The organism is Streptomyces sp. NBC_00989, assembly GCF_045162655.1.
Classification (GTDB): domain Bacteria; phylum Actinomycetota; class Actinomycetes; order Streptomycetales; family Streptomycetaceae; genus Streptomyces.
Map to the genome: position 1 here is coordinate 5,098,838 of NZ_CP108728.1, position 21,669 is coordinate 5,120,506.

Genomic DNA, 21,669 nt, shown 5'->3' on the forward strand with positions numbered 1-21,669 from the left:
CCGTCAGTTCGCGGTGGCGGAGGCGGACGGCGCCGCACCCGTGGGGGCGCCGGAGGGGATGCCGGTCGGAGCGCCGGTCGGAACACCGGAGGGCGCTACGCCGCCTCTGCCACCGCCGGGGGCGTTGCCACCGCCGGGAGCCGAACCGGCCTGACCGCCGCCGAAGGGCAGCAGCGAGGAGGGGTTGGCGGAGATGCCCCAGCCCATGAACGCCATGCCGAGTACGAACGCGTACCCCAGGCAGACGGTGCCCATGAGGAGGCCGATCCGGCGCAGCACCTTTGACCGGCGGCCGGAGTTGTCAACGAACACGGGACCTTCAGCGGACCCGTTGCCGGCTTTGCGGCGGCGACCCCGCGAAGAGGCGCGGTTATCGATGGCGGACTCGGATTGCATTCCCCAGACATTAGGCCGCCTTTATGTGACCAAAACTCTGATTCTCTTGTGAGCCCGCCCAGAGAATCGCCGCAACCTGTGCCTTCCCTTAGAGAAACCAGGAAAAGCCTTATGAGCGGCCGGTGTCAGTAGTGTCCCCTATTTTCCGCTTCGCCGCCCGGCTTGACCGTTTCGCGCATCGATACCCGCGGGTTTCCTATGTTTTTTCTGTCTTCGTGGGACACAGCCCCATGTGCTTCATTTAGCCTTCAGAAACCGACTCTGTTTCCATCCTGAGACAGAAATCACCGTCCCGAGAAGGAAAGGGTGCATGCTCATATGAGGAGTTTCCTGAAACCGGCGGCCGGGCTCACCTGCTTGTTTGCCCTCGCTGTCACCGGATGCTCCTCGAGCTCCGACGACTCGTCGGACTCGGCCCCACCAGCAACACAGAAGGCGACTACGACACCCTCCGAAAGCGCCTCTTCGACGCCGTCGGCCTCGTCGTCGTCCACGTCCTTCGCGCCGTACGTCAGCGTCACGACCGCCGCCGACATGGACAGCGCGGGGTCCCCGTCGACGTACAACCTCTCCTTCGCCATCGCCAAGGGGAGCACCTGCACGCCGGAGTGGAACGGTACGACCGCGATCGGCAACTCGGCCGTGAAATCCCGGATTTCGGCGCTGAAGACCTCCGGGGCCACGGTCCGGGTCTCCTTCGGCGGGGCGTCCGGCAAGGAGCTGGCGGAGACCTGCACCAGCGCGACGGCGCTGGCGAAGGCGTACGGCGAGGCGCTGGACGCGGCCGGCTCCACCCAGGCCGACTTCGACATCGAGGGCGACACGCTGACCGACTCCACGTCGGTCGCCCTGCGCTCCAAGGCGATAGCCCTGCTCCAGCAGGAGCGCACCGACCTCAAGGTCTCCTTCACCCTGCCCGTGATGCCGTCCGGCCTCGACTCCGACAGCCTGGCGCTGCTGGAGTCCGCCAACGACAACGCGGTCGAGGTCTCCACGGTCAACATCATGACGATGAACTACGGCGAGTCGTACACCGGCGACATGGGCGACTACGCGATCACGTCCGCCACGGCCACGCACACGCAGTTGAAGAAGGTGTTCGGGTTGTCGGACGCGGGGGCCTGGCAGGGAATGGCGCTCACGTCGATGGTCGGGGTGAACGATGTCTCCGGCGAGACGTTCTCCCTCTCGGACGCGGCGCAGGTGCGGACGTTCGCCGAGTCGAAGAAGGTCGCGTGGGTGTCGATGTGGTCGACGTTCCGGGATCAGCAGTGTGAGAGCGGGTCGTCCGACGATGATGCGGCGACTGATTGCAGTGGGGTGACTCAGTCGGCCGGGGCGTTCGGGGAAGCGTTTGCCGGGTGACGGTAGTTCGCCGACTGACGGCCGTCGTGGGCTGGTCGCGCCCGCGCGGCGGAGCCGCACAGTGTCACAGCCCCGCGCCCCCAGGGAAACTGCCCTTAGCGGCGTCTGTGGACTAGCCGCCCTGCACACACCGTCGCGATGCATGTGCCGGCCTCGTCGAATACGGCCAGGTCGGCACGGCCGAGGTCTGCAAGAACCGTAGGGCGTGGGGCGGCCAGGATCACGACCCCGTTCCGCTGCGCCGCCGCCCGGAGTTCGGGTGAGTCGACGTGTTCCGCCAGGACCGCGGTCGCGCCCGTCTTCAGTACGGCGTGGATCCGCTCCCGTGGGCTCGGGGCGTCCGGGAGGGGGCCCTCGTGGATGCGGGCCGGACCCAGGACGCCTGGCCAACTCCGCACCCGGGCACCGGGAAAGCGGGCCTGGATCTCCGCGAGGGTCCCGACGCCCGCGACCCGGGCGCCCTCGACGGCGACGGCCCCGCCCTCGTCCGCCGTGTGAATCGTCAGCACAGGCAGGTCAGTTGGCCGACAGGAGCTTCAACTCCGGGTGAGCCGTGCCGCCTTCGATCGCCGTGGAAGAGATGTGGGACATCACGCGCTCGTCGACCGGGTCGTTCGCCGGGTCGTCGTGGACGACGATGTGCTCGTACGTCGTGGCCCGCTGGGCCGGGACGCGGCCCGCCTTGCGGATCAGGTCGATGATCTCCATGCGGTTGGAGCGGTGCTTGGCGCCGGCCGAGGAGACGACGTTCTCCTCCAGCATGATCGAGCCGAGGTCGTCCGCGCCGTAGTGCAGGGAGAGTTGGCCGACCTCCTTGCCGGTGGTGAGCCAACTGCCCTGGATGTGGGCGACGTTGTCCATGAAGAGGCGCGCGATGGCGATCATGCGCAGGTACTCGAAGAGCGTGGCCTGCGTGCGGCCCTTCAGGTGGTTGTTCTCGGGCTGGTAGGTGTACGGGATGAAGGCGCGGAAGCCGCCCGTCCGGTCCTGTACGTCACGGATCATCCGCAGGTGCTCGATGCGCTCGGCGTTGGTCTCGCCGGTGCCCATGAGCATGGTCGACGTGGACTCGACGCCCAGGTTGTGCGCCGCCTCCATGATCTCCAGCCAGCGCTCGCCGGACTCCTTGAGCGGGGCGATCGCCTTGCGCGGGCGGGCGGGGAGCAGCTCGGCACCGGCGCCCGCGAAGGAGTCGAGGCCGGCCGCGTGGATCCGGGTGATGGCCTCTTCGACGGAGACCTTCGAGATGCGGGCCATGTGCTCGACCTCGGACGCGCCGAGGGAGTGGATGACCAGCTGGGGGTACGCGCCCTTGATCGCGGCGAAGTGCTTCTCGTAGTACTCGACGCCGAAGTCCGGGTGGTGTCCGCCCTGGAACATGATCTGCGTACCGCCGAGTTCGACGGTCTCCGCGCACCGGCGCAGGATGTCGTCGAGGTCCCGCGTCCAGCCCTTCGCGGTGTCCTTGGGCGCGGCGTAGAACGCGCAGAACTTGCACGCCGTGACGCACACGTTCGTGTAGTTGATGTTCCGCTCGATGATGTACGTCGCGATGTGCTCCGTACCCGCGTACCGGCGCTTGCGTACGGCGTCGGCGGCGGCGCCGAGCGCGTGCAGCGGGGCGTCGCGGTAGAGGTCGAGCGCCTCTTCGGGAGTGATGCGCCCGCCCTCGGCAGCACGGTCGAGGACGGACTGGAGCTCGGCCTTCTCGGTCACCGGGAGGTCCCTTTCGTCAAGGGTCGCGGACGGGCAGCTGGTGCTGACGGACCTTGTCAGCCTACGCCAGCGGATTTCGCGCCCCGACCTCAGGCCGTGTACGCGCCGACCAGCAGCCCGAGGAGGGCACCGGCGAGCAGAAACGGGCCAAAGGGGACGACGGTCCCCCGGCCGTCCCGCCGTCTCCAGGCCGCGAATACCCCGTAGACCGCCCTGATCAGGAACCCCGCGAAGGCGCCCACCATCACCGTCGGCCACCCGTACCAGCCGAGCACGACCCCCGCCCCGACCGCGAGCTTCACCTCACCGAGGCCCAGACCACCACCGCCACGGCCGCCACCGCCGCCGGAATCGATACGGCTCAGCGCGAAGTACCCGGCTCCGAGCGCGAGGCCGCCGCGCAGCGCGGTCGTCCAGTCGCCGGCGTGCTCGGGCACGAAGGCGACGGCACCGAGGAGGACGAGGGCGGCCCCCGCGAGGGGAAGCCCGGCCCGGGGCGCCGCCACCGCGACCGGCGCGAGCAGCAGCCACACCGCGAGTTCGGGCCTGGTCCCGGTGGCGACGGCGAGGGCGACGCACACCAGCACGACGAGGAGAGCGGTTCCGGCACCGCGCCGGCCGACCCGCGCGACCACCGCCCCCGCACCGGCGCCCCACATCCCCGCGAGGGCGATCAGCAGATGGTCGTAGTCCACTGGAGGTCCGCCGGCTACTTGACCTTGGACAGCCGTGCGGTCGGGGAGCCCTCGGCGGCACTGTCCGACGCGTACTTGAGGTCGTCGCCGACGGGGGTGAGGGTGACCGTGTGGGCGGCCTGGTTGCAGACGTCGCGGTTCGACGTCGCGCCCGCGGCCGAGGCGACGAGCCGGGTCTTCGTCACCTGCTTCAGGGTCAGTACGTCGTCGCAGACGCCGCCGAGCTGGTCGGTCTGGCGGAGGATGCCCAGCCGCTGCCCCACGCCCACCTTGGCGATCGTGATCCGGAAGGTCCCGTCGGGGAGCGTGCCGCCCAGCGCGGTGCCCTCGCCCTGCCAGTGGCCGAGGTAGGCGTCGGGGACGGACTGGAGCGAGGTGCCCGCGGTCGCGCTCGGCGTACTGCTCGACGTCGGTTTGGTCGCGGCGCCCGCGGAGGAGTCGTCGCCCTTGTCACCCGGCTGCATCCAGTACAGCCACACCGGCACCAGGGTCACCACCGCCAGCGCCCCGGCGACGGAGAGCGCCACCGCGCAACCCACCCTGCGGCCACGCCCGTTGGGGCCGGGAGCGGCCGTGGCCGCGACGGAGACGGAGAGCTTCCCGGGGTGCCGGTCGGAGGCCGGGGGGACGGTGTCGTACGGAGGCGCGTCACGGGGTTCGGGCACGAACCCGGGTGGCCCCGCGGGTGACTTGGGCATCACCGGCGCCGGTCCGAACGCCCCGGCCCCCGCCCCCACCGACGGACTGCTGAACCCCACCGGCCCCGACGGCACACCCTCGGCGACCCCCGCGGCCTCAAGATTCAGCAGCTGTACGGCACTTCGGCTGACCTGCTCCACCAGCGCCCCCGGCAGCCATCCTCCGGCCACCAGCCGAGCCGCCCCGTCCGGAGCGAGCCACCGCCCCACCTCGGCCGGTGTCGGCCGCGCGGCGGGGTCCTTCGTGAGACAGGAACGCGCCAGCTCCCGCAAGTCCTCGTCCATCTCGCCGAGTTGGGGCTCTTCGTGGACGACCTTGTAGAGGAGCGCGGCAGAGGAGTCACCGGGGAAGGGGGACTCACCCGTGGCCGCGTACGCCAGCACGGCCCCCAACGAGAAGACGTCGGACGCCCCCGTCGCCCCCTTGCCGAGGATCTGCTCGGGGGCCATGTAACCGGGCGAACCGACGGAGACACCGGTGGAGGTGAGGGAGGCGGTGCCGTCCGTCGCGCGGGCGATCCCGAAGTCGATCAGCAGCGGCCCGTCGAGGGTGAGAAGCACGTTGGACGGCTTCACGTCCCGGTGCACGAGTCCCAGCTCATGCACCGCCGTGAGCGCTTCGGCCAGCCCCGCGCCGAGCGCCCGTACGGTGGCCGTGGGCAGCGGCCCGCGGTCCGCGACGGCGGCGGAGAGGGAGGGCCCGGCCGCGTAGGCGGTGGCGACCCACGGCACGGAAGCCTCGGGATCCGCATCCAGCACAGGGGCCGTCCAGGCGCCGCCCACCCGCCGCGCGGCGTCGACCTCGCGGCGGAAGCGGGCGCGGAACTCCTCGTCGAGCGCGAAGTGCGGATGCACGATCTTGACCGCGACCGTACGACCGCCCGCGCTGCGCCCGAGATAGACCCGGCCCATCCCGCCGGAACCGAGCCGGCCGAGCAGCCGGTAGGGTCCCACGACCGTGGGTTCGTCGTCTCCGAGCGGCTGCATGCCGTCCACCCCTCCCCCGTACGACTTCCAGCAGGGTAGTGCGCCACCTTCTGTCTATACGGCTATTACGGCTGGAGCAGTTCCACGTTCACGTCGGCCGGGAACCCGGTGGTCGGGCCGACCCGGCGGGCGAACTCGGCGACCGCGGCCAACTGGGGCGCACCAAAACGGAAGTCCAGCGTCGTGAAGTACCGCTCCAGGACGGTCTCGTCGAAGTCCTCCCAGCGGGCGGCCTGTTCGGCGACCTTGCCGACCTCTTCGAGAGAGAGGTTGCGGGAGTCGAGAAAGGCCTCGTGGACCTTGCGGGTGATGACCGGTTCGCGCTCCAGGTAGTCGCGGCGGGCGGCCCACACGGCGAAGACGAACGGCAGCCCGGTCCACTCCTTCCAGAGCGCGCCGAGGTCGTGCACCTCAAGGCCGAAGCGGGGCCCGTCGAGCAGGTTGGCGCGCAGTGCGGCGTCACCGATGAGTACGGCGGCGTCGGCCTCCTGCATCATCAGGCTCAGGTCGGGCGGGCAGGTGTAGTAGTCGGGCTGGACGCCGTAGCGCTCGGCGAGCAGCAGCTGTGCGAGGCGTACGGAGGTCCGCGAGGTCGAGCCGAGGGCGACCCGGCGGCCGTCCAGCTGGTCCAGCGGGACCTGCGAGACGATCACGCAGGACATCACCGGGCCGTCGCAGCCGACGGCGATGTCGGGGAAGGCGACCAGGTCGTCCGCGTTGCGGAGGAACTCGACGAGCGTGATGGGCCCGATGTCGAGGTCCCCTTGCACCAGCTGCTCGCTGAGCTTCTCCGGGGTGTCCTTGGTGAGCTCGAAGTCGAGAAGCGTGCCTGTTCTCGCGAGCCCCCAGTACAGGGGCAGGCAGTTCAGGAACTGGATGTGGCCGACGCGCGGCCGGGTGCGAGAATTGTCCACAACGTGAGGCTAGACCTCATGCGGTACGCTCCATACTTCGGCCCCACAGTCAAGCCTGCGGCGATCTTCAAACGTCCGGGTGATGTGATCTTGGCCTCTATTGCTTTCGGCTGCCCGAGTGCTAGGCTCGCCGCAAGTTGCAGTTTGGTTTCCCTTGCAGTACAGAGCCTGCGGAGCATGTAACCGCAGGCTCTTGTCGTTTTCAGACGTATGCAGTAGTGCGGGACTTGTTTTCACACTTGCAGGGTTCTGGAGCAGGGCAACCCTTTGGGCCCAAGGAGGGCTTATGGCTACCGGAACCGTGAAGTGGTTCAACGCCGAAAAGGGCTTTGGCTTCATCGCCCAAGAAGGCGGAGGCCCCGACGTCTTCGTTCACTACTCCGCGATCAACGCGAGCGGCTTCCGCTCGCTGGAGGAGAACCAAGCGGTCTCCTTCGACGTGACCCAGGGCCCGAAGGGCCCGCAGGCGGAGAACGTCACCCCCGTCTGAGTCACCTGATCGCAGTCCTTCGGTCTCGGAGCCTGGTGCTTTGATCCGGAACAGATAGCAATGCCCAAGGAGCCCCGCACCGCAAGGTGCCGGGGCTCCTGCCTTTGCCTCCGGCGGTTGGGCGGGGTTGTTGTCGCCGGGTGGGTGGGGTTTTCGCTGGGTGGGTGAGGTTGGGCGGGTGGGGTTGTCGCCGGGTGGGTGAGGTTGGGCCGGCTGGTTGTCGCTGGGTGGGTGGCGTTGGCTGGGTGGGCTCGTTGCCGCTGGGCGGGTGGCGTCGGCCGGGCGAGGTTCGTTGTCGCTGGGTGGGTGGCGCTGACTGGGCGGAGATCGTTGGCTGGCCGGTCTCCGCTGGTGGGTGGGCGGGCTTGCCGTCGCCGGGTAGGTGGGGTTGGGCCAGCTGGTTGTCGCTGGGCGGGGCTCGTTGGTCGGCCGATCGCCGGTGGCGGGTGGTGGGTGGTGGGTGGTGGGTGGTGGGTGGTGGAAAGCCTGGCCACTTGCCGCCGGGAGGGTGCGGAGATCCCGGCGGGGTGCCGTCCGGCGGGCGGCGGAAGCCCAGACGGTTGTCGCCGGGGGTGGCGGAAAGGGCGGTCGGTTGTCAGTGGGGGTCGTTAGGGTTTCCGGCCATGACATCGACGCCGTTCACCTCCGCCGAGGCCGACTTCGTGACCAGTACCCGGATCTTCTACGACGCCATCGCCGAGGACTACGCCGACCACTTCGCCGGGGAGCGCAGCGCCAAGCCTCGGGACTGGACGGTGATGGCGGGCTTCGCCGAGTTGGTGAGCAGGGGTGAGGGCGGGAGCGGGCAGGTGGCCGACCTCGGGTGTGGGCCGGGGCGGTCCACCGCGTTCCTCGCCTCGCAGGGCCTGGACGTCTTCGGCCTCGACCTGTCCGAGTCGATGCTCGCGATCGCGCGCCGCGAGAACCCGGGGCTGCGCTTCCGGCAGGGCTCGATGCTGGACCTGGACATCCCGGCCGGCACGCTCGCGGGGGCCGTCTCCTGGTACTCGTCCATCCACACGCCTGTGGACCAACTCCCGTTCGTCTTCGCGGAGTTCCACCGGATCCTCGCACCGGGCGGGTATCTGCTGCTCGCCTTCCAGGCTGGCGACCAGCCCCTCACCCTCGACCAGCCCTTCGGTCACCCCGTTCGCCTGGACTTCGAACGGCGGCGACCGGAGCTGGTGGCCGAGCTGCTGGAGGCGGCGGGGTTCACGCTGCGGGCACGGACCGTGCGGGAAGCGGAGGAGGGACTCGGGGAGTCGTCAGCGCAGGCGTTTCTTGTCGCCCGGAAGCCGGTGTAGCTCGGCTGAGGCTTCCAGGAATCGGCGGGCGCCGACCTCGCTGGGGTATTCGCGAACAGTGAAGGCGGCCGCCAGCGTGCCGACGCTCCACGCGAAGAGCGCCGGCACGACGGGGATCACGAGCAGCGCGGGGATGAGGGCGGCGCGGCCCAGGTTCTGGCCGCGCCGGGTGTCGTAGCGCTTGTTTGTCCAGGCTTGGGCTGGGGTGGGCGGGTTCAGCAGCTTCTTGCGGATGGCCCGGCGCTGTTGCACCCAGCCCCAGACCGCAAATCCGCACGCTGCGGCCACCTGCGTCCAGTCCCACACCGGGCGCAGGACCGCGGGCAGGTGGACGCGGAACGACTGGTAGGACTCGACGACGACGCCGCACATCATGGCCATCAGCACGAGCCAGAGCAGTGCACCGGAAGAGCGCCGCAGCCAGTAGAGCGCGCCGCGCTTGTACCAGGTCCTGCCGAGCCCGGGCAGTTTCGGGATGTCGGAGCGGATCATGTTCCGGACGGATGCTCCTGCAGCCAGCGGCGGGCGCCCACTTCGCTGGGGTATTCGCGGACCGCGAACGCGGCGATCACCCAGCCGACGCAGCCCGCCACGAGGGCCGGGGCGACCGGTGCCGCGACCAGCCAGAGGGCCCGGCCCGCGACGGCCAGTCCGGTGGAGCGCCGGGTCTCGTCCCGCTTGGCCTGGCGGGCCTGGCCGGGCGTTGGCGGGTCCAGCAGCTTCTTGTGAAGGTCCCGCCGCTGCACCCGCCACCCCCAGGCAAAGGCCACGAAGGACAGGACCGCCTGCGCCCAATCCCACACCGTGCGCACGGTCGACGGCAGGCTCGTGCGAAAACTCCCGTAGAGGACGAGCGCGATGTAGCAGAAGAAGGCCATCACGACGAACCAGAGGAGGGCTCCGGAAGCCCGGCGCAGCCAGTAGCGTGTGCCGCGCTCGTACCAGGTGGTGCCCAGCCCGGGCAGGGCGGGAATCCGGGCCGGGGTGCCAGCCCCAAGGGTCTTAGAAGATGCTTTTGATGCCATGCCAGACGTCATCCTTCAGTCGTACGAAGTCATGCCCGGTCTCCGTCATGACATGGCCCGTGCCGTGCAGCACTCCGCCGACCACGCCGTGGTCGTGGATGTCCTCGCTCCAGTGCTCGTGGAACGCGTGGTCGATGACCCCGGTCGCCCCGACGACGATCGCACCGCCCACTCCGGCCACGACGATCGCGGGCGCTTCGATGGGCGCTGCGGCCACCAGGCCCGCCGTGATGGCCGTACCGGCGACCAGCCCGGCCACGTTCGCACCCCCGTCCACCGCCACCGAATGCTGCCAGGACCACCCCTTGTCATGGTCCTCGGAAGCCTCCAGCAACCCACAGGCGCCGGCCGCGGCGACGTCCAGGACGGGGACCTCCTTGAGGAAGTCCGGCAGCTTGTCCAGGCTTTCGCCCGCGCGCAACGCGTCCGCGGCGTCGGCCAGTTTGACGTTCAGGGCACGGTCGTAGGGCAACTTGGTGCTGCCGTAGTCGGCGCGGGCCATGTCCTCTTCCAGCGACTGGACCCTGGCGACGGCGTCGGCGTAGGCGCCCTTGGCGGGAAGGTCCTTGGGGAGCGAGCGGCCGGCCTTCTGGAACGCCTTGCGTTCGGAGCGGAGTTCCTTCTTGGCCGCCTGCGCCTCGGACTTGGCGTCGTCGATCTTCGTGCGCGCCTTGGCACCGTCGACCCGTGCGTCCTCGGCGTCGAAGGCGTACAGACCGCGCAGATAGTCGACGACGGTGATCTTGTCGCCGGCGGTCACCTCCGCCTTGCCGGTCACCTCCGCGTACAGCGCCTGCAACTGGTCCGCCGCCGCCAGCCGCGCCTTCTGCGCCGTGTGCAGGACTTCCTTGCGCACGGTGTCGTACTCGCCCATCGCGGAGAGCGTCTTCTGCTCGTCCGCACTGGGCGGAGTCGAGGTGACCGTCGGCAGCGGGACACCCTTGTCCGCCATCGCGACGCCCTTCTTCGCCGCCACGTGCTCGGCGTTCTGCAGGGCCGTCTCACACGTGGAGAGCGCGTCGGCGAGGGTGTCCAGGATGTCGCCCGCCTCGTGGACGAGGGCCGCGAAGGCACCGGCGGTCACGGCGTCCTCGGTGTACGTGGCCCGGAAGGACTCCGCCGACTCGCCCTTCCAGCCCGCGTCGTCGACCAGGGCGTCCACGGCACGCGTGAGAGGACTGATGACGTCGTCGAGCTTGTCCTTGGCGTTCTTGTACGTCATGGCCATCGTGCGGAGCCCGCCGATGTCGCCGCCCACCCAGCTGTCGGTCATCGGTCCCTCATCCCGCCATCAGGTCTTCGAACACGCCGTGGACGTCGATGTCGTGCCGGTGGAAGGAGTCGCGGGCGTACGCGACCTTGTCGCCCCGGTCGTCCAGCCGGTCGGCGAAGCCGATGTGGAGGGCGACGATGAGATCGGCGACCTCCTTGATGGCGTGGTCGAGGGCGGAGTCCCCACCGCTCACCACGGGCGGGGCCACCTGGTCGTGCAGCTTCCGGTAGTCCGTGGCCTGGTCGTGGAACGTCGTGGCCATCGAGGTCAGGTCACTCATGACCGCTTTGAAGTCGGCCGACATCAGCGCACCTCCCGCGCGTAGGCGGCCAGATCGGCCAACTGCCAGTTCGGTGGTCCGGGAGCCACCCGCGGGTCGAGCAGCACGGTGACTCCCTGCTCGCCGACCCCTTCGGCCAGCGGCCCGAGGGAGGTGGCGACCCACGGCTGGGCCTCACCGAGCGCGGTGACCAGCCTCTCCAGGGTCGTGAAGGCGAAGGCCACGGTCCCGGTCACGTCGGTGGGGTGCGCGAAGAGTTCGTACGCGATGAACGGCACGCGGACCGGACGGCCGTCGTCGTACGTCGTGTCGACGTACCGAGGATGCGCGGGCACGAACACCGGCGTCTCGTACGGCGGCACACCCGGCTTGGGCCCGGGGCGACCGGCCGCCGACGGCCGGACCGACGCCTCCGCCTCCGCCTCCACCAGGTCGAGCAGCCTGGAGCGCCGCGGTTCCGGCACCCCCGGTGGCCCCGCCGCGGGCCCCTGTGTGTAGTCAAGAAGGCGTGAACGGTTCGGCTCCCCCACCGCCGGCTCCTCTTCCCCGTGAGTCAGTCGTGGTCACTGTGGACGTTTGCGCGTCCTCACAGTAGCCACGTCACGAGCGCCCAAATCCGGCTATGTCCCGCCTCCGAACCCGTTGCATGCGCAATGCATACGGCCGCTTGGTCCCGGCCTGGTCATCCCTTGACCCCACGATGACCAGGCCGCGACAGCCAAGACGGCGGCTCTACGACCGCTGCCTACAGCACCCCCGCCAGATCCAGCGCCGCCACGTACCCGAACGTCATCGCCGGACCGATCGTCGAGCCCGCGCCCGCGTAGCTGTGCCCCATCACCGCCGCGCTCGCGTTCCCGGCCGCGTACAGACCGGGGATCACCGAACCGTCCGCCCGCAGCACCCGCGCCCGTGCGTCCGTCCGCATGCCGCCCTTGGTGCCGAGGTCGCCGGGGACGATGCGGAAGGCGTAGTACGGGGGCAGCCAGAGCGGGGCGAGGCAGGAGTTGGGGAGGACCGACGGGTCCGTGTAGTAGTGGTCGTAGGCGCTGTCGCCGCGCCCGAAGTCGGTGTCCTTGCCGCTCGCCGCAAGGGAGTTGAAGCGGCTGACCGTGGAGCGCAGGGCCGCCGGCGGGACGCCGATCGACGTGGCCAGGGCGTCCAGGGTCCACGCCTTGTACGCCGCGCCCGAGCTGTACCAGTCGTCCGGGAACGTGAACGTCGGCAGGACGTCCTTGAACAGGTACCGGTTGCGGTAGTTCTGGTCGACGATCAGCCAGGCCGGGATGTCGGGGGCGGCGGCGTCACGGTCGTACATGATGTGGACGACGTCGCTGTACGGCGCGGCCTCGTTGACGAAACGGGAACCGGCACGGTTGACCAACAGGCCCCCGGGGAGGGTGCGTTCGGCGAGGCAGAAGTACGGGTCGCCGGGGATCGGGATGGTGGGTCCCCACCAGGCGTCGTCCATCAACGCCAGTGCCGCGCCCGCCCGTTGGCCCGCCTGGATGCCGTCCCCGGTGTTCTCCTTCGCGCCGACGGTCCAGTCCGTGCCGATGGGCTGGCGCTGGTACTGGGCGCGCATCGCCGCGTTGTGCTCGAAGCCGCCGGAGCCGACCACGACCCCGCGCCGGGCGCGCACCAGCCCGGCGGCACCGGCACGGGTGACGACCGCTCCGGTGACGGCGCCGCCCTCCACGTACAGGTCGGTGAGCGGGGTGTTGAGCCACACCGGCACCTGCGCGGACTGGAGTCCGGCCCGTAGGCCGGCGGCGAGGGACTGGCCCATGGTGAGCGGCTTCTGGCCGAGCAGCGCCGCCTTCGTCCCCCGGGCCAGGCACTCGGTGGCGACGGCCGCGCCCTTGATGCTCACCGCGGCCAGGTCGAGCCACTTGTAGTCGGCGCTGAAGACGACCATGCCCGAAGGGACGGCCAGATAGGGCGGGTTGAGGTGGGCGAGTTCGGTGCCGAGGATGTTGCCGTCGAGCTGATCGGGTTCTATGGAACGGCCGTTGGGCAGCCCGCCCGGCAACTCCGGGTAGTAGTCGCTGTATCCCTCCATCCAGCGGAAGCGCAGCGGGCTGTTCGCCATCACGAAGGAGATCATGGCGGGACCGTGGGAGAGGAACGACTGGCGGCGGTCCGCCGGGACGTCGGTGCCGACGACCGCGGAGAGGTAAGTGGCGGCTTTGGCAGGGGTGTCGGGGACTCCGGCCGCCAGGATCACCGGGTTGTTGGGGATCCAGATCCCCGCCCCCGAGCGGGCCGCCGAACCTCCGAACGTCGGCGCCTTCTCCACCACCACACAGCTCAGGCCCTGCTTGGCGGCGGTCAGCGCGGCCGTCATCCCGGCCGCTCCCGCACCGATCACCACGACGTCGTAGGTGCCGAGGAGGGGAAGGTCGGCGGCTTGGGCCGTGTGCTGCACTCCGGCTACGACACCGAGTGCGGCGACCGCACCACCGGCCAACACGCGTCTTCTACCGGGGAGTTGTGCGTGTGTGTCCGCGCTCGTGGTCATGGCCGCTCCAGCCCGACGGGGAATGAGCTCGGAATGTCGCGCGGGGGTCTTGGGAAGTCAATGACCAGGTACGCACCAAATCCCCCTGAACGTCGGTCAGTTCGCGTACAGCTCCTCGATCTCCCGGGCGAACTCCTGCATGACGAACTCCCGCCGCAGCTTCATCGACGGGGTGAGGTGGCCGGCCGCCTCCGTGAAGTCCACCGGGAGAACGCTGAAGCGGCGGATGGACTCGGGGCGGGACACCAGCTTGTTGGCGTCGTCGACCGCGCGTTGCAGGACCTCTCTCAACTCCTCGTCGTTGATGAGGAGTTCGGCGGGGACGGGGTGCTTGCCGTTCATCTGGCGCCAGTGGGTGATGCCTTCGAGGTCGAGGGTGATGAGGGCGGCGACGTAGGGGCGACGGTCGCCGACGACGATGCACTGGGCGATCAGCGGGTGGGAGCGGAGCCAGTTCTCCAGCGGGGCCGGGGCCACGTTCTTGCCGCCCGCGGTGATCAGGATCTCCTTCTTGCGGCCGGTGATGGTGAGGTAGCCCTCGTCGTCGAGTTGGCCGATGTCGCCGGTCGCGAACCAGCCGTCCTGGGACGCGGGGATCACCCCGTCGCCGTGCGGGTCCCAGTAGCCCCGGAAGACCTGGCCGCCGGAGAGCAGGATCTCGCCGTCCGACGCGATGCGGACCTTGGTGCCCGGCATGGGCCAACCGACCGTCCCCAGGCGGGGTTTGAGCGGCGGGGTGCAGGTCGCCGCCGCCGTCGTCTCGGTCAGGCCGTAGCCCTCGAAGATCTCGATGCCCGCGCCGGCGTAGAACGCGGCGAGGCGGCGGCCCAGCGGGGAGCCGCCGCAGATGACGTAACGGAGCTTGCCGCCAAGGGCGTTGCGGATCTTCCGGTAGACGAGCGGGTCGTAGAAGGCGCGGGCGGTCTTCAACGGGCGGCTCGGACCTGACCCCTTGCCGGACTGACTGGCCTCCAGCGCCTCGCCGTAGCGGCGGGCGACGTTCGTGGCGCGGTCGAAGACCTTGCCGCGGCCGCCCTTCTCCGCCTTCGCCCGCGCGTTGTTGAAGACCTTCTCCAGCATGTACGGGATGGCCAGCAGGAAGGTCGGCTGGAAACTCGCCAAGTCGGCCAGCAGGTCCTCGGACTTGAGGCTCGCGGCGTGGCCGAGACGGACCCGGGCGCGGATGCAGGCGACGGCGACCATGCGGCCGAAGACGTGGGAGTAAGGGAGGAAGAGGAGCGTGGAGGGCTCTTCGTCGGCCTTGTTCTTGAAGACGCCGTAGAGGAGTTCGATCGCGTTGTCGACCTCCGCCAGGAAGTTGCCGTGGGTGATCGCGCAGCCCTTGGGGCGGCCCGTGGTGCCCGAGGTGTAGATGACGGTGGCGAGCGTGTCGGGCAGCAACACCCCACGCCGTACCGAGACTTCCTGGTCCGGGACGGTCCGGCCGAGCTCGGCCAGCCGGTCCAGGTGACCCTTCTCGAAGACCCACATGTGGCGCAGGTCGGGCAGCCGGGGCGTCTCCGGACCCAGCGCCGCCGCCTGGGCGACCGTCTCGGCGGCCATCGCGACCGCGCCCGAGTCCTGGAGGATCCAGCGGATCTGGAAGAGGGAGGAGGTCGGGTACACCGGGACGGTGACCAGCCCGGCCGCCCACGCGGCGAAGTCGAGGAGCGTCCACTCGTACGTCGTCCGGGCCATGACCGCGATCCGGTCGCCCGGCGCGAGCCCCTCCGCGATCATCCCCTTGGCGACGGCCCGCACCTGCTCGGCGAACTCCGCCGCCGTGACGTCCTGCCAGTTCCCGTCCTCGTCCTGCCTGCTGAGGACCACGTGCTCCGGCGCCGCCGCCGCGTTCTCGAACGGCAGGTCGGCGAGCGAGCCGTGGGTCGCCGGCGGCACCAGCGGCGGTACGGACACCTCCCGCACCACGCCGTCCAGCCGCCGGATCTCGGGCTCGACGAGTACGGGCGCGCCGTCGTAGTCGTAGCCGGACGGGTAAGCGACGGACATGGCAGCTCCTGTGGCGTGCAGCTTGTACCGCTCTGCTGCATTAGGTACGCATGGTGCGTACCGAGGCGTTCATCCTGGCCCGCAGGCAGGGTGTTACCTCGGGTCAGGTCGCAGATCGTACGGTGCCGGCGTGGGGACTTGGTGCGGGTTCGGGGGTGGTACGGAGCCGGGCCTGTGCAACCTCGGCGGGTTCGGCAGGCTTTGTCAGCCATGCGTCAGCCCTGCGCCGCCTCTGCGTCGTCCATGCACGCGCCATGGACCGCCCGGCTCGCCCCACTTGACCTTACCTGCGGTAACCTTACTGCGAAGTAAGCCGAAAAGAACCGCCCAGGACGCCACCCGGGAGTGGGACATGGCCAACCCCTATCCGCCCCTCAGCGACACCCCCGCGCTCACCCCGCTCCTCCTCCGCGGCGCCCTCCTCTCCCCCTTCAAGCGGCCCCGCCCCGACGCCGACTTCCCCCGCACCCGCCTCGTCCTGCCCGGCGTCCGCGTCGACCTGGCCAAACTGGCCGCCTACGAACGCGTCTGCGGCTTCGCCACCGGCGACGACGCCCTCCCGATCACCTATCCTCACGTCCTCGGCTTCCCGCTCGCCATGCGCCTGATGAGCTGTCGAGCCTTCCCGCTCCCTCTCCTCGGCCTGGTCCACACGTCGGTGGAGATCACCCGGCACACGGCGGTCCCGGCCGCCGGGGACTACGAACTCACGGTCTACGTCGACGAGTTGGCCCCGCATCGGCGCGGCACGGAGGCGACGGTCATGACCGAGATGCGGGCGAGGGGCGGCAGTCAGGGCGGGGGTGAGGGCAAGGTCGTGTGGGAGTCGCGGAGTACGTACCTCGCCCGGCACCGCACCCCCGCGCGGACGCCCGAATCGCGGGAAGCGGCCGAAGTGGGTGAAGTGCGGGAAGCGGCCGAAGTGCGGGAAGAACAGAAGCCGTTGCCCACCATCGCCGAGTGGCGCCTCGCCGAGGACGTCGGCCGCCGCTACGGCGCCGCGTCCGGTGACCGCAACCCCATCCACCTCTCCCCGCTCACCGCCCGCCTCTTCGGCTTCCCCCGCGCCATCGCCCACGGCATGTGGACGGCCGCCCGGTGCCTCGCGGCGCACGGGACGCCCGAATCGGCTTGCGTACGGGCGGAGTTCAGGGCGCCGGTGCTGTTGCCGGGGGTGGTGGAGTACGCGGCGGAAGGTGGCCGTTTCCAGCTGCGGAACGGGGAGCGGACACACGTGGACGGATCCGTCCGACCGCTCCCTTTATGAGCTTGTGGGCTGGCGAGCTTGTGGGCTGGCGAGCGCTACGGCGCCCAGGGCCGCCCCTCCATCAGCTGGCCCAGCCCCGCCCACGCGAAGTTCATCAGCGTCGCCGCCGCCTGCTTGGCGGTGACGCCCGGGGTCACGTTCGACCAGGCCGCCAGGGACTCGGCGGCACCGACCAACGCCTCGGCCAGACCGGCGACCTCACGGTCGGCGAGGTCGGGGTCGCGGTGCGCCTCACGGGCGGCGACCGCGATCAACTCGGTGACGAACGCGACGAGTTCGGCGCGCATCGCCGCCACCTCGGCCGCGAAGGGCTCGCCGTGGGTGCGGGCCTGGAGGTGCAACACGGCCCAGCCGTCCGGGTGTTGTGCGGTGTGCGTGAAGAACGCCCGCAGCCCGTCCCAGAGTTGACGGTCGGCCGCCGACCCGGTGTCCACGCCGGCCCGTACCGCCTCGGTGAGCGCCTGGCCCTCGCGCCGGATGCACGCGGTGAACAGGTCTTCCTTCGAGTTCAGGTAGAGATACACCAACGGCTTCGACACGCCCGCGAGTTCGGCTATCTCGTCCATCGACGCGGCCATGTAACCGCGCTGCCCGAAGGTCTGCACGGCGGCGTCGAGCATCTGCTGCTCACGGACCGCCCGCGGCATCCGTTTGGTCTTCACAGCACCCATGGGGCCAAGCCTAGTTGGGTCCGGATGCTAGGAAGTCTGGCCCTGCGGACCCGCGGCGTCGACCGCCTCGTCCTCCTGGTTGCGGTTGGCGTCCAGGTTGGCCTTCATCCGGTCGACCCGGTCGACGATCTGCACCGAGGCCCGGTCCCGCACCCCGCGCAGCACCACGAAGCTGATCGGCGCCGAGATCACCAGCGCGAGCAGCACGATCCACATGCCGTTGGACTCGCCGAACCCGCGCGGGAAGACGCCGAGGTAGACGAGGCCCCAGACGACTCCGAGGCAGCCCGCGAAGACTCCGAGGCGCCACAGTGTGTAGCGGAACATCTCAATCCACTCTTCCGATTCCAGACAGAGGCACCAATCAGTGAAGCACGGTGCCGCACGGATCTTGCAGGGGGGTCACAGCAGGGGCAGCAGCATGAAGATGTCGTCCCGGTCGTCCCCCGGCGCGACGCGGATCGCGCCGGGCACCCGGCCGACCTCCTTGTAGCCGCAGGAGCCGTAGAACCGCTCCAGGCCGTGGCCGCCGCGGCAGGTGAGGCGGATCGCCTCGATGCCGTCGAGGCCGCGGGCGGCCCGCTCGGCGGCGGCGAGGAGGTCGCGGCCGTAGCCCTTGCCCTGGTGGCGGGGGTGGACCATCACCGTGTAGAGCCACAGCCAGTGCAGCATCAGGCGGTGCGTGTTGAACGCGAGGAACACGGTCGCGGCGACCGTGCCCGTCTCGTCCCGGCCGACCAGCAGCCGGGTGCGGCCCTCCGCCATGGCGACGAAGTGCCGGACCAGTTCGGGCCGTATCTCGTCCACCGTCACCGGTGCGACGAAGCCCACGGAGCCGCCCGCGTTGGAGACGTCCGCCCAGAGGGTGAGGACCTCCTCGCGCAGGGCAGGGGTTATCGCGGGGTCCAGTTCGAAAGTGAGCGCCATCGTTCCGTTCAGACTCGCATCGGCTGCGGCGACTCGCGCCGCGCCGGGTCCGGGCCGTCGTACTCGCGGATGATCTCGTATCGCGTGTTCCGCTCGACCGGCTGGAAACCGGCGTCGCGGATCAGGTCGAGGAGGTCGTCGCGGGTGAGCTTGTTCGGGGTGCCGTAGTTGTCGGCGTCGTGCGTGATCTTGTACTCGACGACCGAGCCGTCCATGTCGTCCGCGCCGTGCTGGAGAGCGAGTTGGGCGGTCTGGACGCCGTGCATGACCCAGAAGACCTTGACGTGCGGGACGTTGTCGAAGAGCAGCCGGGAGACCGCGAAGGTCTTGAGGGCCTCCGCGCCGGTGGCCATCTGCGTCCGCGCCTGGAGGCGGTTCCGCACCTTCCCGTCCTTCATGTCCACGAAGTCGTGCTGGTAGCGCAGCGGGATGAAGACCTGGAACCCGCCGGTCTCGTCCTGGAGTTCACGCAGCCGCAGCACGTGGTCCACGCGGTGGCGGGGCTCCTCGATGTGGCCGTAGAGCATGGTGCACGGGGTCTTGAGACCCTTCTCGTGCGCCAGCCGGTGGATCCGCGACCAGTCCTCCCAGTGCGTGCGGTGGTCCACGATGTGCTGGCGGACCTCCCAGTCGAAGATCTCCGCGCCACCGCCGGTGAGGGATTCGAGCCCGGCGTCGATGAGTTCGTCGAGGATCTCGCTCGCGCTCAGCCCGGAGATGGTCTCGAAGTGGTGGATCTCGGTGGCCGTGAAGGCCTTGAGGGAGACCTCCGGGAGTGCCTTCTTCAGCTCGCTCAGGGAGCGCGGGTAGTAGCGCCAGGGGAGGTTCGGGTGCAGCCCGTTCACGATGTGCAGCTCGGTGAGGTTCTCGCCCTGCATCGCCTTGGCGAGCCGGACGGCCTCCTCGATGCGCATCGTGTACGCGTCCTTCTCGCCCGGCTTGCGCTGGAACGAGCAGTAGGCACAGGACGCGGTGCACACGTTGGTCATGTTCAGGTGGCGGTTGACGTTGAAGTGGACGACATCGCCGTTCTTCCGCGTCCGCACCTCGTGCGCGAGTCCGCCCAGCCAGGCCAGGTCGTCCGACTCGTACAGCGCGATGCCGTCCTCACGGGACAGCCGCTCACCGGAGCGGACCTTCTGCTCCAGCTCGCGCTTGAGCCCGACATCCATGCCCATACCTCTTCCTAAGACAGCTTGCTAAACGGTACGCCTACGCCTCTACGCCTCTTCGGGCAGCTCACCGACCCGGTTCTCCCACTTCGTGGAGAGCACGATCGTCGTACGGGTACGGGAGACGCCCTTGGTCCCGCTGAGCCGCCGGATGGTCTTCTCCAGGCCGTCCACGTCCGGTGCCCGCACCTTCAGCATGAACGAGTCCTCGCCCGCGATGAACCAGCAGTCCTCGATCTCACTGAGGTCCTTCATGCGGCGCGCCACGTCCTCGTGGTCGGCGGCGTCGGAGAGCGAGATGCCGATCAGGGCGATGACGCCGAGGCCGAGGGAGGCCGAGTCGACGGTGGCGCGGTAACCGGTGATGACACCGGCCGCCTCCAGCCGGTTGATGCGGTCGGTGACACTGGGTCCCGACAGGCCGACGAGGCGCCCCAGCTCCGCGTAGGAGGCCCGGCCGTTCTCTCTCAGGGCCTGGATGAGCTGCCTGTCCACCGCGTCCATGCGATCGGTTGCCTTCCGGTGATGACGATGAAGATGAAGATGAATCAGTGGGTGCCGTAGGTCAGTTGGCGGTGCGGAAGCCGGCGCCGAGGTCGCCCTTCCACCGCCGGTACAGATCGTGCTCGACGCCCGCCGAGTCCAGGACCCGCCCGGCGACGAAGTCCACCAGGTCCTGGATGTGGGTGGCTCCCGCGTAGAACCCGGGCGAGGCGGGCACCACGGCCGCCCCCAGGTCGTCCAGGGTGACGAGGTGCCGCAGCGTCTGCCCGTTCAACGGCGTCTCGCGTACGGCGACCACCAGCTTGCGACGCTCCTTGAGGGTCACGCTCGCCGCCCGCTGCAACAGGTCCTTGCTCAGCCCGAGGGCGACCCCGGCGACACACGCGGTCGACGCGGGCACGACGATCATCCCCTTCGCGGGGTACGACCCCGAGGACGGGCCCGCCGCGAGATCGCCCGCGCTCCAGTGCCGTACGGCGGCGGTGTCGATGGCGGGCTGGAAGGTGCCGGGCTTGCCGTCGGCGCCGATGGCCAGCCATTCCCGCAGGTCGTCCTGCCAGTGCGCGTCCCGGAAGGAGATCCCCGTCTCGTCGAGGAGCGTCAGCCGGGAGGCGCGGGACACCACGAGGTCGACGCTCTCACCGGCGTCGAGGAGCGCGCGCAGCACGGCAGCCGCGTATGGGGTGCCGGAAGCGCCGGACACCCCTACGATCCAAGGCGTACGCGGCGTCTCTCCTGGCTTGACTGGGTTCACGACACCGAGCCTAGCTGGCGTCGCGGGGTGGGAACCGGTCAAGGGTGCCGGGGCGTTCTTCTGTGGGGACGAGTGGACCGTGGGGGGTGCCATGTCCGGTACGGAGTCGGAGTGGTCGCAGGGCGACCGTGCGAAGGCCGCGGCCAAGCTGATGGTGGGCTGGGTCGCGCTGTTGTGGCTGCTCGAAGTGGTGGACGTACTGACCGGCCACGCTCTCGACGGCTTCGGGATCATCCCGCGCGAGCCGTCCGAGCTGATCGACGTCGTCCCGGCCGCGTTCATCCACTTCGGCTTCGCCCACGTGGCCGCGAACACCGTGCCGCTGCTGGTGTTCGGCTTCCTCGCCGCGCTGGGCGGCATCCGCCGGTTCGCCGCGGTGTGCGCGGCGATCATCGTCGCGGACGGTCTCGGCGTGTGGCTGATAGCCCCGGCCCACACGAACACGGCGGGCGCTTCGGGCCTGATCTTCGGCCTCTTCGGCTTCCTGCTGGTCGGCGGTTTCGTCGAGCGCCGCCCGCTGGGCATCGTCGTGGGCCTGCTGATCGGCGCGGTCTGGGGCACGTCGATCCTGCTCGGACTGGCGCCCACACAGTCGGGGGTCAGCTGGCAGGGACACTTGATCGGGCTGGCGGCGGGGGTGGGGGCGGCGTTCGTGTTCCGCCGCAGGCCCACCCCGAGGACTCCGCTCACCGCCGCTTAG

The 21,669-nt window shown here is 69.9% G+C and carries 24 protein-coding genes; 5 read left to right on the top strand and 19 right to left on the bottom strand.

Features of this window, described 5'->3' with window-relative positions; all coding sequences use genetic code 11:
- Positions 1-3 precede the first annotated feature (3 nt).
- Complete coding sequence (locus OG714_RS22260) at positions 4-312, bottom strand: hypothetical protein (RefSeq protein ID WP_406123426.1); 309 nt, start codon at positions 310-312, stop codon at positions 4-6.
- A gap of 402 nt (positions 313-714) precedes the next feature.
- Between OG714_RS22260 and OG714_RS22265 the strand changes: the two genes are divergently transcribed.
- Positions 715-1,761, top strand: a complete 1,047-nt coding sequence (locus OG714_RS22265) for a chitinase (protein WP_406123428.1) — start codon at positions 715-717, stop codon at positions 1,759-1,761.
- A 95-nt stretch (positions 1,762-1,856) separates the two neighbouring features.
- Here the strand turns inward: OG714_RS22265 and OG714_RS22270 are convergent, their stop codons facing one another.
- From OG714_RS22270 to OG714_RS22290, 5 genes are all read right to left on the bottom strand, one after another.
- On the bottom strand, positions 1,857-2,270 hold the full coding sequence (locus OG714_RS22270) for an imidazolonepropionase-like domain-containing protein (RefSeq protein WP_406123430.1): 414 nt from the start codon (positions 2,268-2,270) through the stop codon (positions 1,857-1,859).
- A gap of 7 nt (positions 2,271-2,277) precedes the next feature.
- Complete coding sequence (mqnC, locus tag OG714_RS22275; protein WP_366098698.1) at positions 2,278-3,477, bottom strand: cyclic dehypoxanthinyl futalosine synthase; 1,200 nt, start codon at positions 3,475-3,477, stop codon at positions 2,278-2,280.
- An 89-nt stretch (positions 3,478-3,566) separates the two neighbouring features.
- Complete coding sequence (locus OG714_RS22280) at positions 3,567-4,172, bottom strand: hypothetical protein (protein ID WP_406123432.1); 606 nt, start codon at positions 4,170-4,172, stop codon at positions 3,567-3,569.
- 14 nt (positions 4,173-4,186) lie between these two features.
- On the bottom strand, positions 4,187-5,857 hold the full coding sequence (locus tag OG714_RS22285) for a serine/threonine-protein kinase (RefSeq protein WP_406123434.1): 1,671 nt from the start codon (positions 5,855-5,857) through the stop codon (positions 4,187-4,189).
- Between the two features lie 65 nt (positions 5,858-5,922).
- The gene (locus OG714_RS22290; RefSeq protein ID WP_406123435.1) at positions 5,923-6,771 is read right to left on the bottom strand and encodes a menaquinone biosynthetic enzyme MqnA/MqnD family protein; all 849 of its coding nucleotides are present in this window, start codon (positions 6,769-6,771) and stop codon (positions 5,923-5,925) included.
- Positions 6,772-7,057: 286 nt separating this feature from the next.
- On the opposite strand from OG714_RS22290, the gene OG714_RS22295 reads away from it, so the two are divergent.
- Positions 7,058-7,261, top strand: a complete 204-nt coding sequence (locus OG714_RS22295) for a cold-shock protein (RefSeq protein ID WP_003998944.1) — start codon at positions 7,058-7,060, stop codon at positions 7,259-7,261.
- A gap of 623 nt (positions 7,262-7,884) precedes the next feature.
- Positions 7,885-8,565, top strand: coding sequence for a class I SAM-dependent methyltransferase (locus OG714_RS22300; RefSeq protein ID WP_406123436.1), 681 nt, complete (start codon positions 7,885-7,887; stop codon positions 8,563-8,565).
- Here OG714_RS22300 and OG714_RS22305 read toward each other — a convergent pair.
- From OG714_RS22305 to OG714_RS22335, 7 genes are all read right to left on the bottom strand, one after another.
- The gene (locus OG714_RS22305) at positions 8,527-9,057 is read right to left on the bottom strand and encodes a hypothetical protein (RefSeq protein WP_406123438.1); all 531 of its coding nucleotides are present in this window, start codon (positions 9,055-9,057) and stop codon (positions 8,527-8,529) included. The two genes, OG714_RS22300 and OG714_RS22305, sit on opposite strands and share 39 nt — an antisense overlap.
- Positions 9,054-9,590, bottom strand: a complete 537-nt coding sequence (locus OG714_RS22310) for a hypothetical protein (protein ID WP_406123440.1) — start codon at positions 9,588-9,590, stop codon at positions 9,054-9,056. Before OG714_RS22310 ends, OG714_RS22305 begins: the two co-directional genes overlap by 4 nt.
- Positions 9,568-10,863: a WXG100 family type VII secretion target gene (locus OG714_RS22315; RefSeq protein WP_406123441.1), complete on the bottom strand. Its 1,296-nt coding sequence runs from the start codon at positions 10,861-10,863 to the stop codon at positions 9,568-9,570. The genes OG714_RS22310 and OG714_RS22315 overlap by 23 nt, the downstream gene beginning before the upstream one ends.
- 7 nt (positions 10,864-10,870) lie before the next feature.
- Complete coding sequence (locus OG714_RS22320; protein ID WP_406123443.1) at positions 10,871-11,167, bottom strand: DUF6317 family protein; 297 nt, start codon at positions 11,165-11,167, stop codon at positions 10,871-10,873.
- Positions 11,167-11,673: an SAV_915 family protein gene (locus tag OG714_RS22325; protein ID WP_406123444.1), complete on the bottom strand. Its 507-nt coding sequence runs from the start codon at positions 11,671-11,673 to the stop codon at positions 11,167-11,169. Before OG714_RS22325 ends, OG714_RS22320 begins: the two co-directional genes overlap by 1 nt.
- Before the next feature lie 215 nt (positions 11,674-11,888).
- On the bottom strand, positions 11,889-13,664 hold the full coding sequence (gene kstD, locus OG714_RS22330; protein WP_406123446.1) for a 3-oxosteroid 1-dehydrogenase: 1,776 nt from the start codon (positions 13,662-13,664) through the stop codon (positions 11,889-11,891).
- A 96-nt stretch (positions 13,665-13,760) separates the two neighbouring features.
- Positions 13,761-15,674 carry an AMP-dependent synthetase/ligase gene (locus OG714_RS22335; protein ID WP_406123447.1) on the bottom strand — a complete coding sequence of 638 codons (1,914 nt, stop codon included), beginning with the start codon at positions 15,672-15,674 and terminating at the stop codon, positions 13,761-13,763.
- A gap of 352 nt (positions 15,675-16,026) precedes the next feature.
- Between OG714_RS22335 and OG714_RS22340 the strand changes: the two genes are divergently transcribed.
- Positions 16,027-16,941 (top strand): MaoC family dehydratase, encoded by a 915-nt coding sequence (locus tag OG714_RS22340; RefSeq protein WP_406123448.1) that lies wholly within the window; start codon positions 16,027-16,029, stop codon positions 16,939-16,941.
- Between the two features lie 35 nt (positions 16,942-16,976).
- Here the strand turns inward: OG714_RS22340 and OG714_RS22345 are convergent, their stop codons facing one another.
- From OG714_RS22345 to OG714_RS22370, 6 genes are all read right to left on the bottom strand, one after another.
- A complete protein-coding gene (locus OG714_RS22345; RefSeq protein WP_406123450.1) occupies positions 16,977-17,612 on the bottom strand; it encodes a TetR/AcrR family transcriptional regulator in 636 nt (211 codons plus the stop codon).
- 27 nt (positions 17,613-17,639) lie between these two features.
- A complete protein-coding gene (locus OG714_RS22350; RefSeq protein ID WP_406123452.1) occupies positions 17,640-17,939 on the bottom strand; it encodes a DUF4229 domain-containing protein in 300 nt (99 codons plus the stop codon).
- Between the two features lie 75 nt (positions 17,940-18,014).
- On the bottom strand, positions 18,015-18,539 hold the full coding sequence (locus OG714_RS22355) for a GNAT family N-acetyltransferase (protein ID WP_406123454.1): 525 nt from the start codon (positions 18,537-18,539) through the stop codon (positions 18,015-18,017).
- A gap of 8 nt (positions 18,540-18,547) precedes the next feature.
- On the bottom strand, positions 18,548-19,711 hold the full coding sequence (mqnE, locus tag OG714_RS22360) for an aminofutalosine synthase MqnE (protein ID WP_327407132.1): 1,164 nt from the start codon (positions 19,709-19,711) through the stop codon (positions 18,548-18,550).
- 48 nt (positions 19,712-19,759) lie between these two features.
- On the bottom strand, positions 19,760-20,215 hold the full coding sequence (locus OG714_RS22365; protein ID WP_329255615.1) for an Lrp/AsnC family transcriptional regulator: 456 nt from the start codon (positions 20,213-20,215) through the stop codon (positions 19,760-19,762).
- A 61-nt stretch (positions 20,216-20,276) separates the two neighbouring features.
- Positions 20,277-20,918 (bottom strand): UbiX family flavin prenyltransferase, encoded by a 642-nt coding sequence (locus OG714_RS22370; RefSeq protein ID WP_406123457.1) that lies wholly within the window; start codon positions 20,916-20,918, stop codon positions 20,277-20,279.
- A gap of 142 nt (positions 20,919-21,060) precedes the next feature.
- Here OG714_RS22370 and OG714_RS22375 point away from each other — a divergent pair, with 142 nt between their 5' ends.
- Positions 21,061-21,669, top strand: coding sequence for a rhomboid family intramembrane serine protease (locus OG714_RS22375; RefSeq protein WP_406123458.1), 609 nt, complete (start codon positions 21,061-21,063; stop codon positions 21,667-21,669).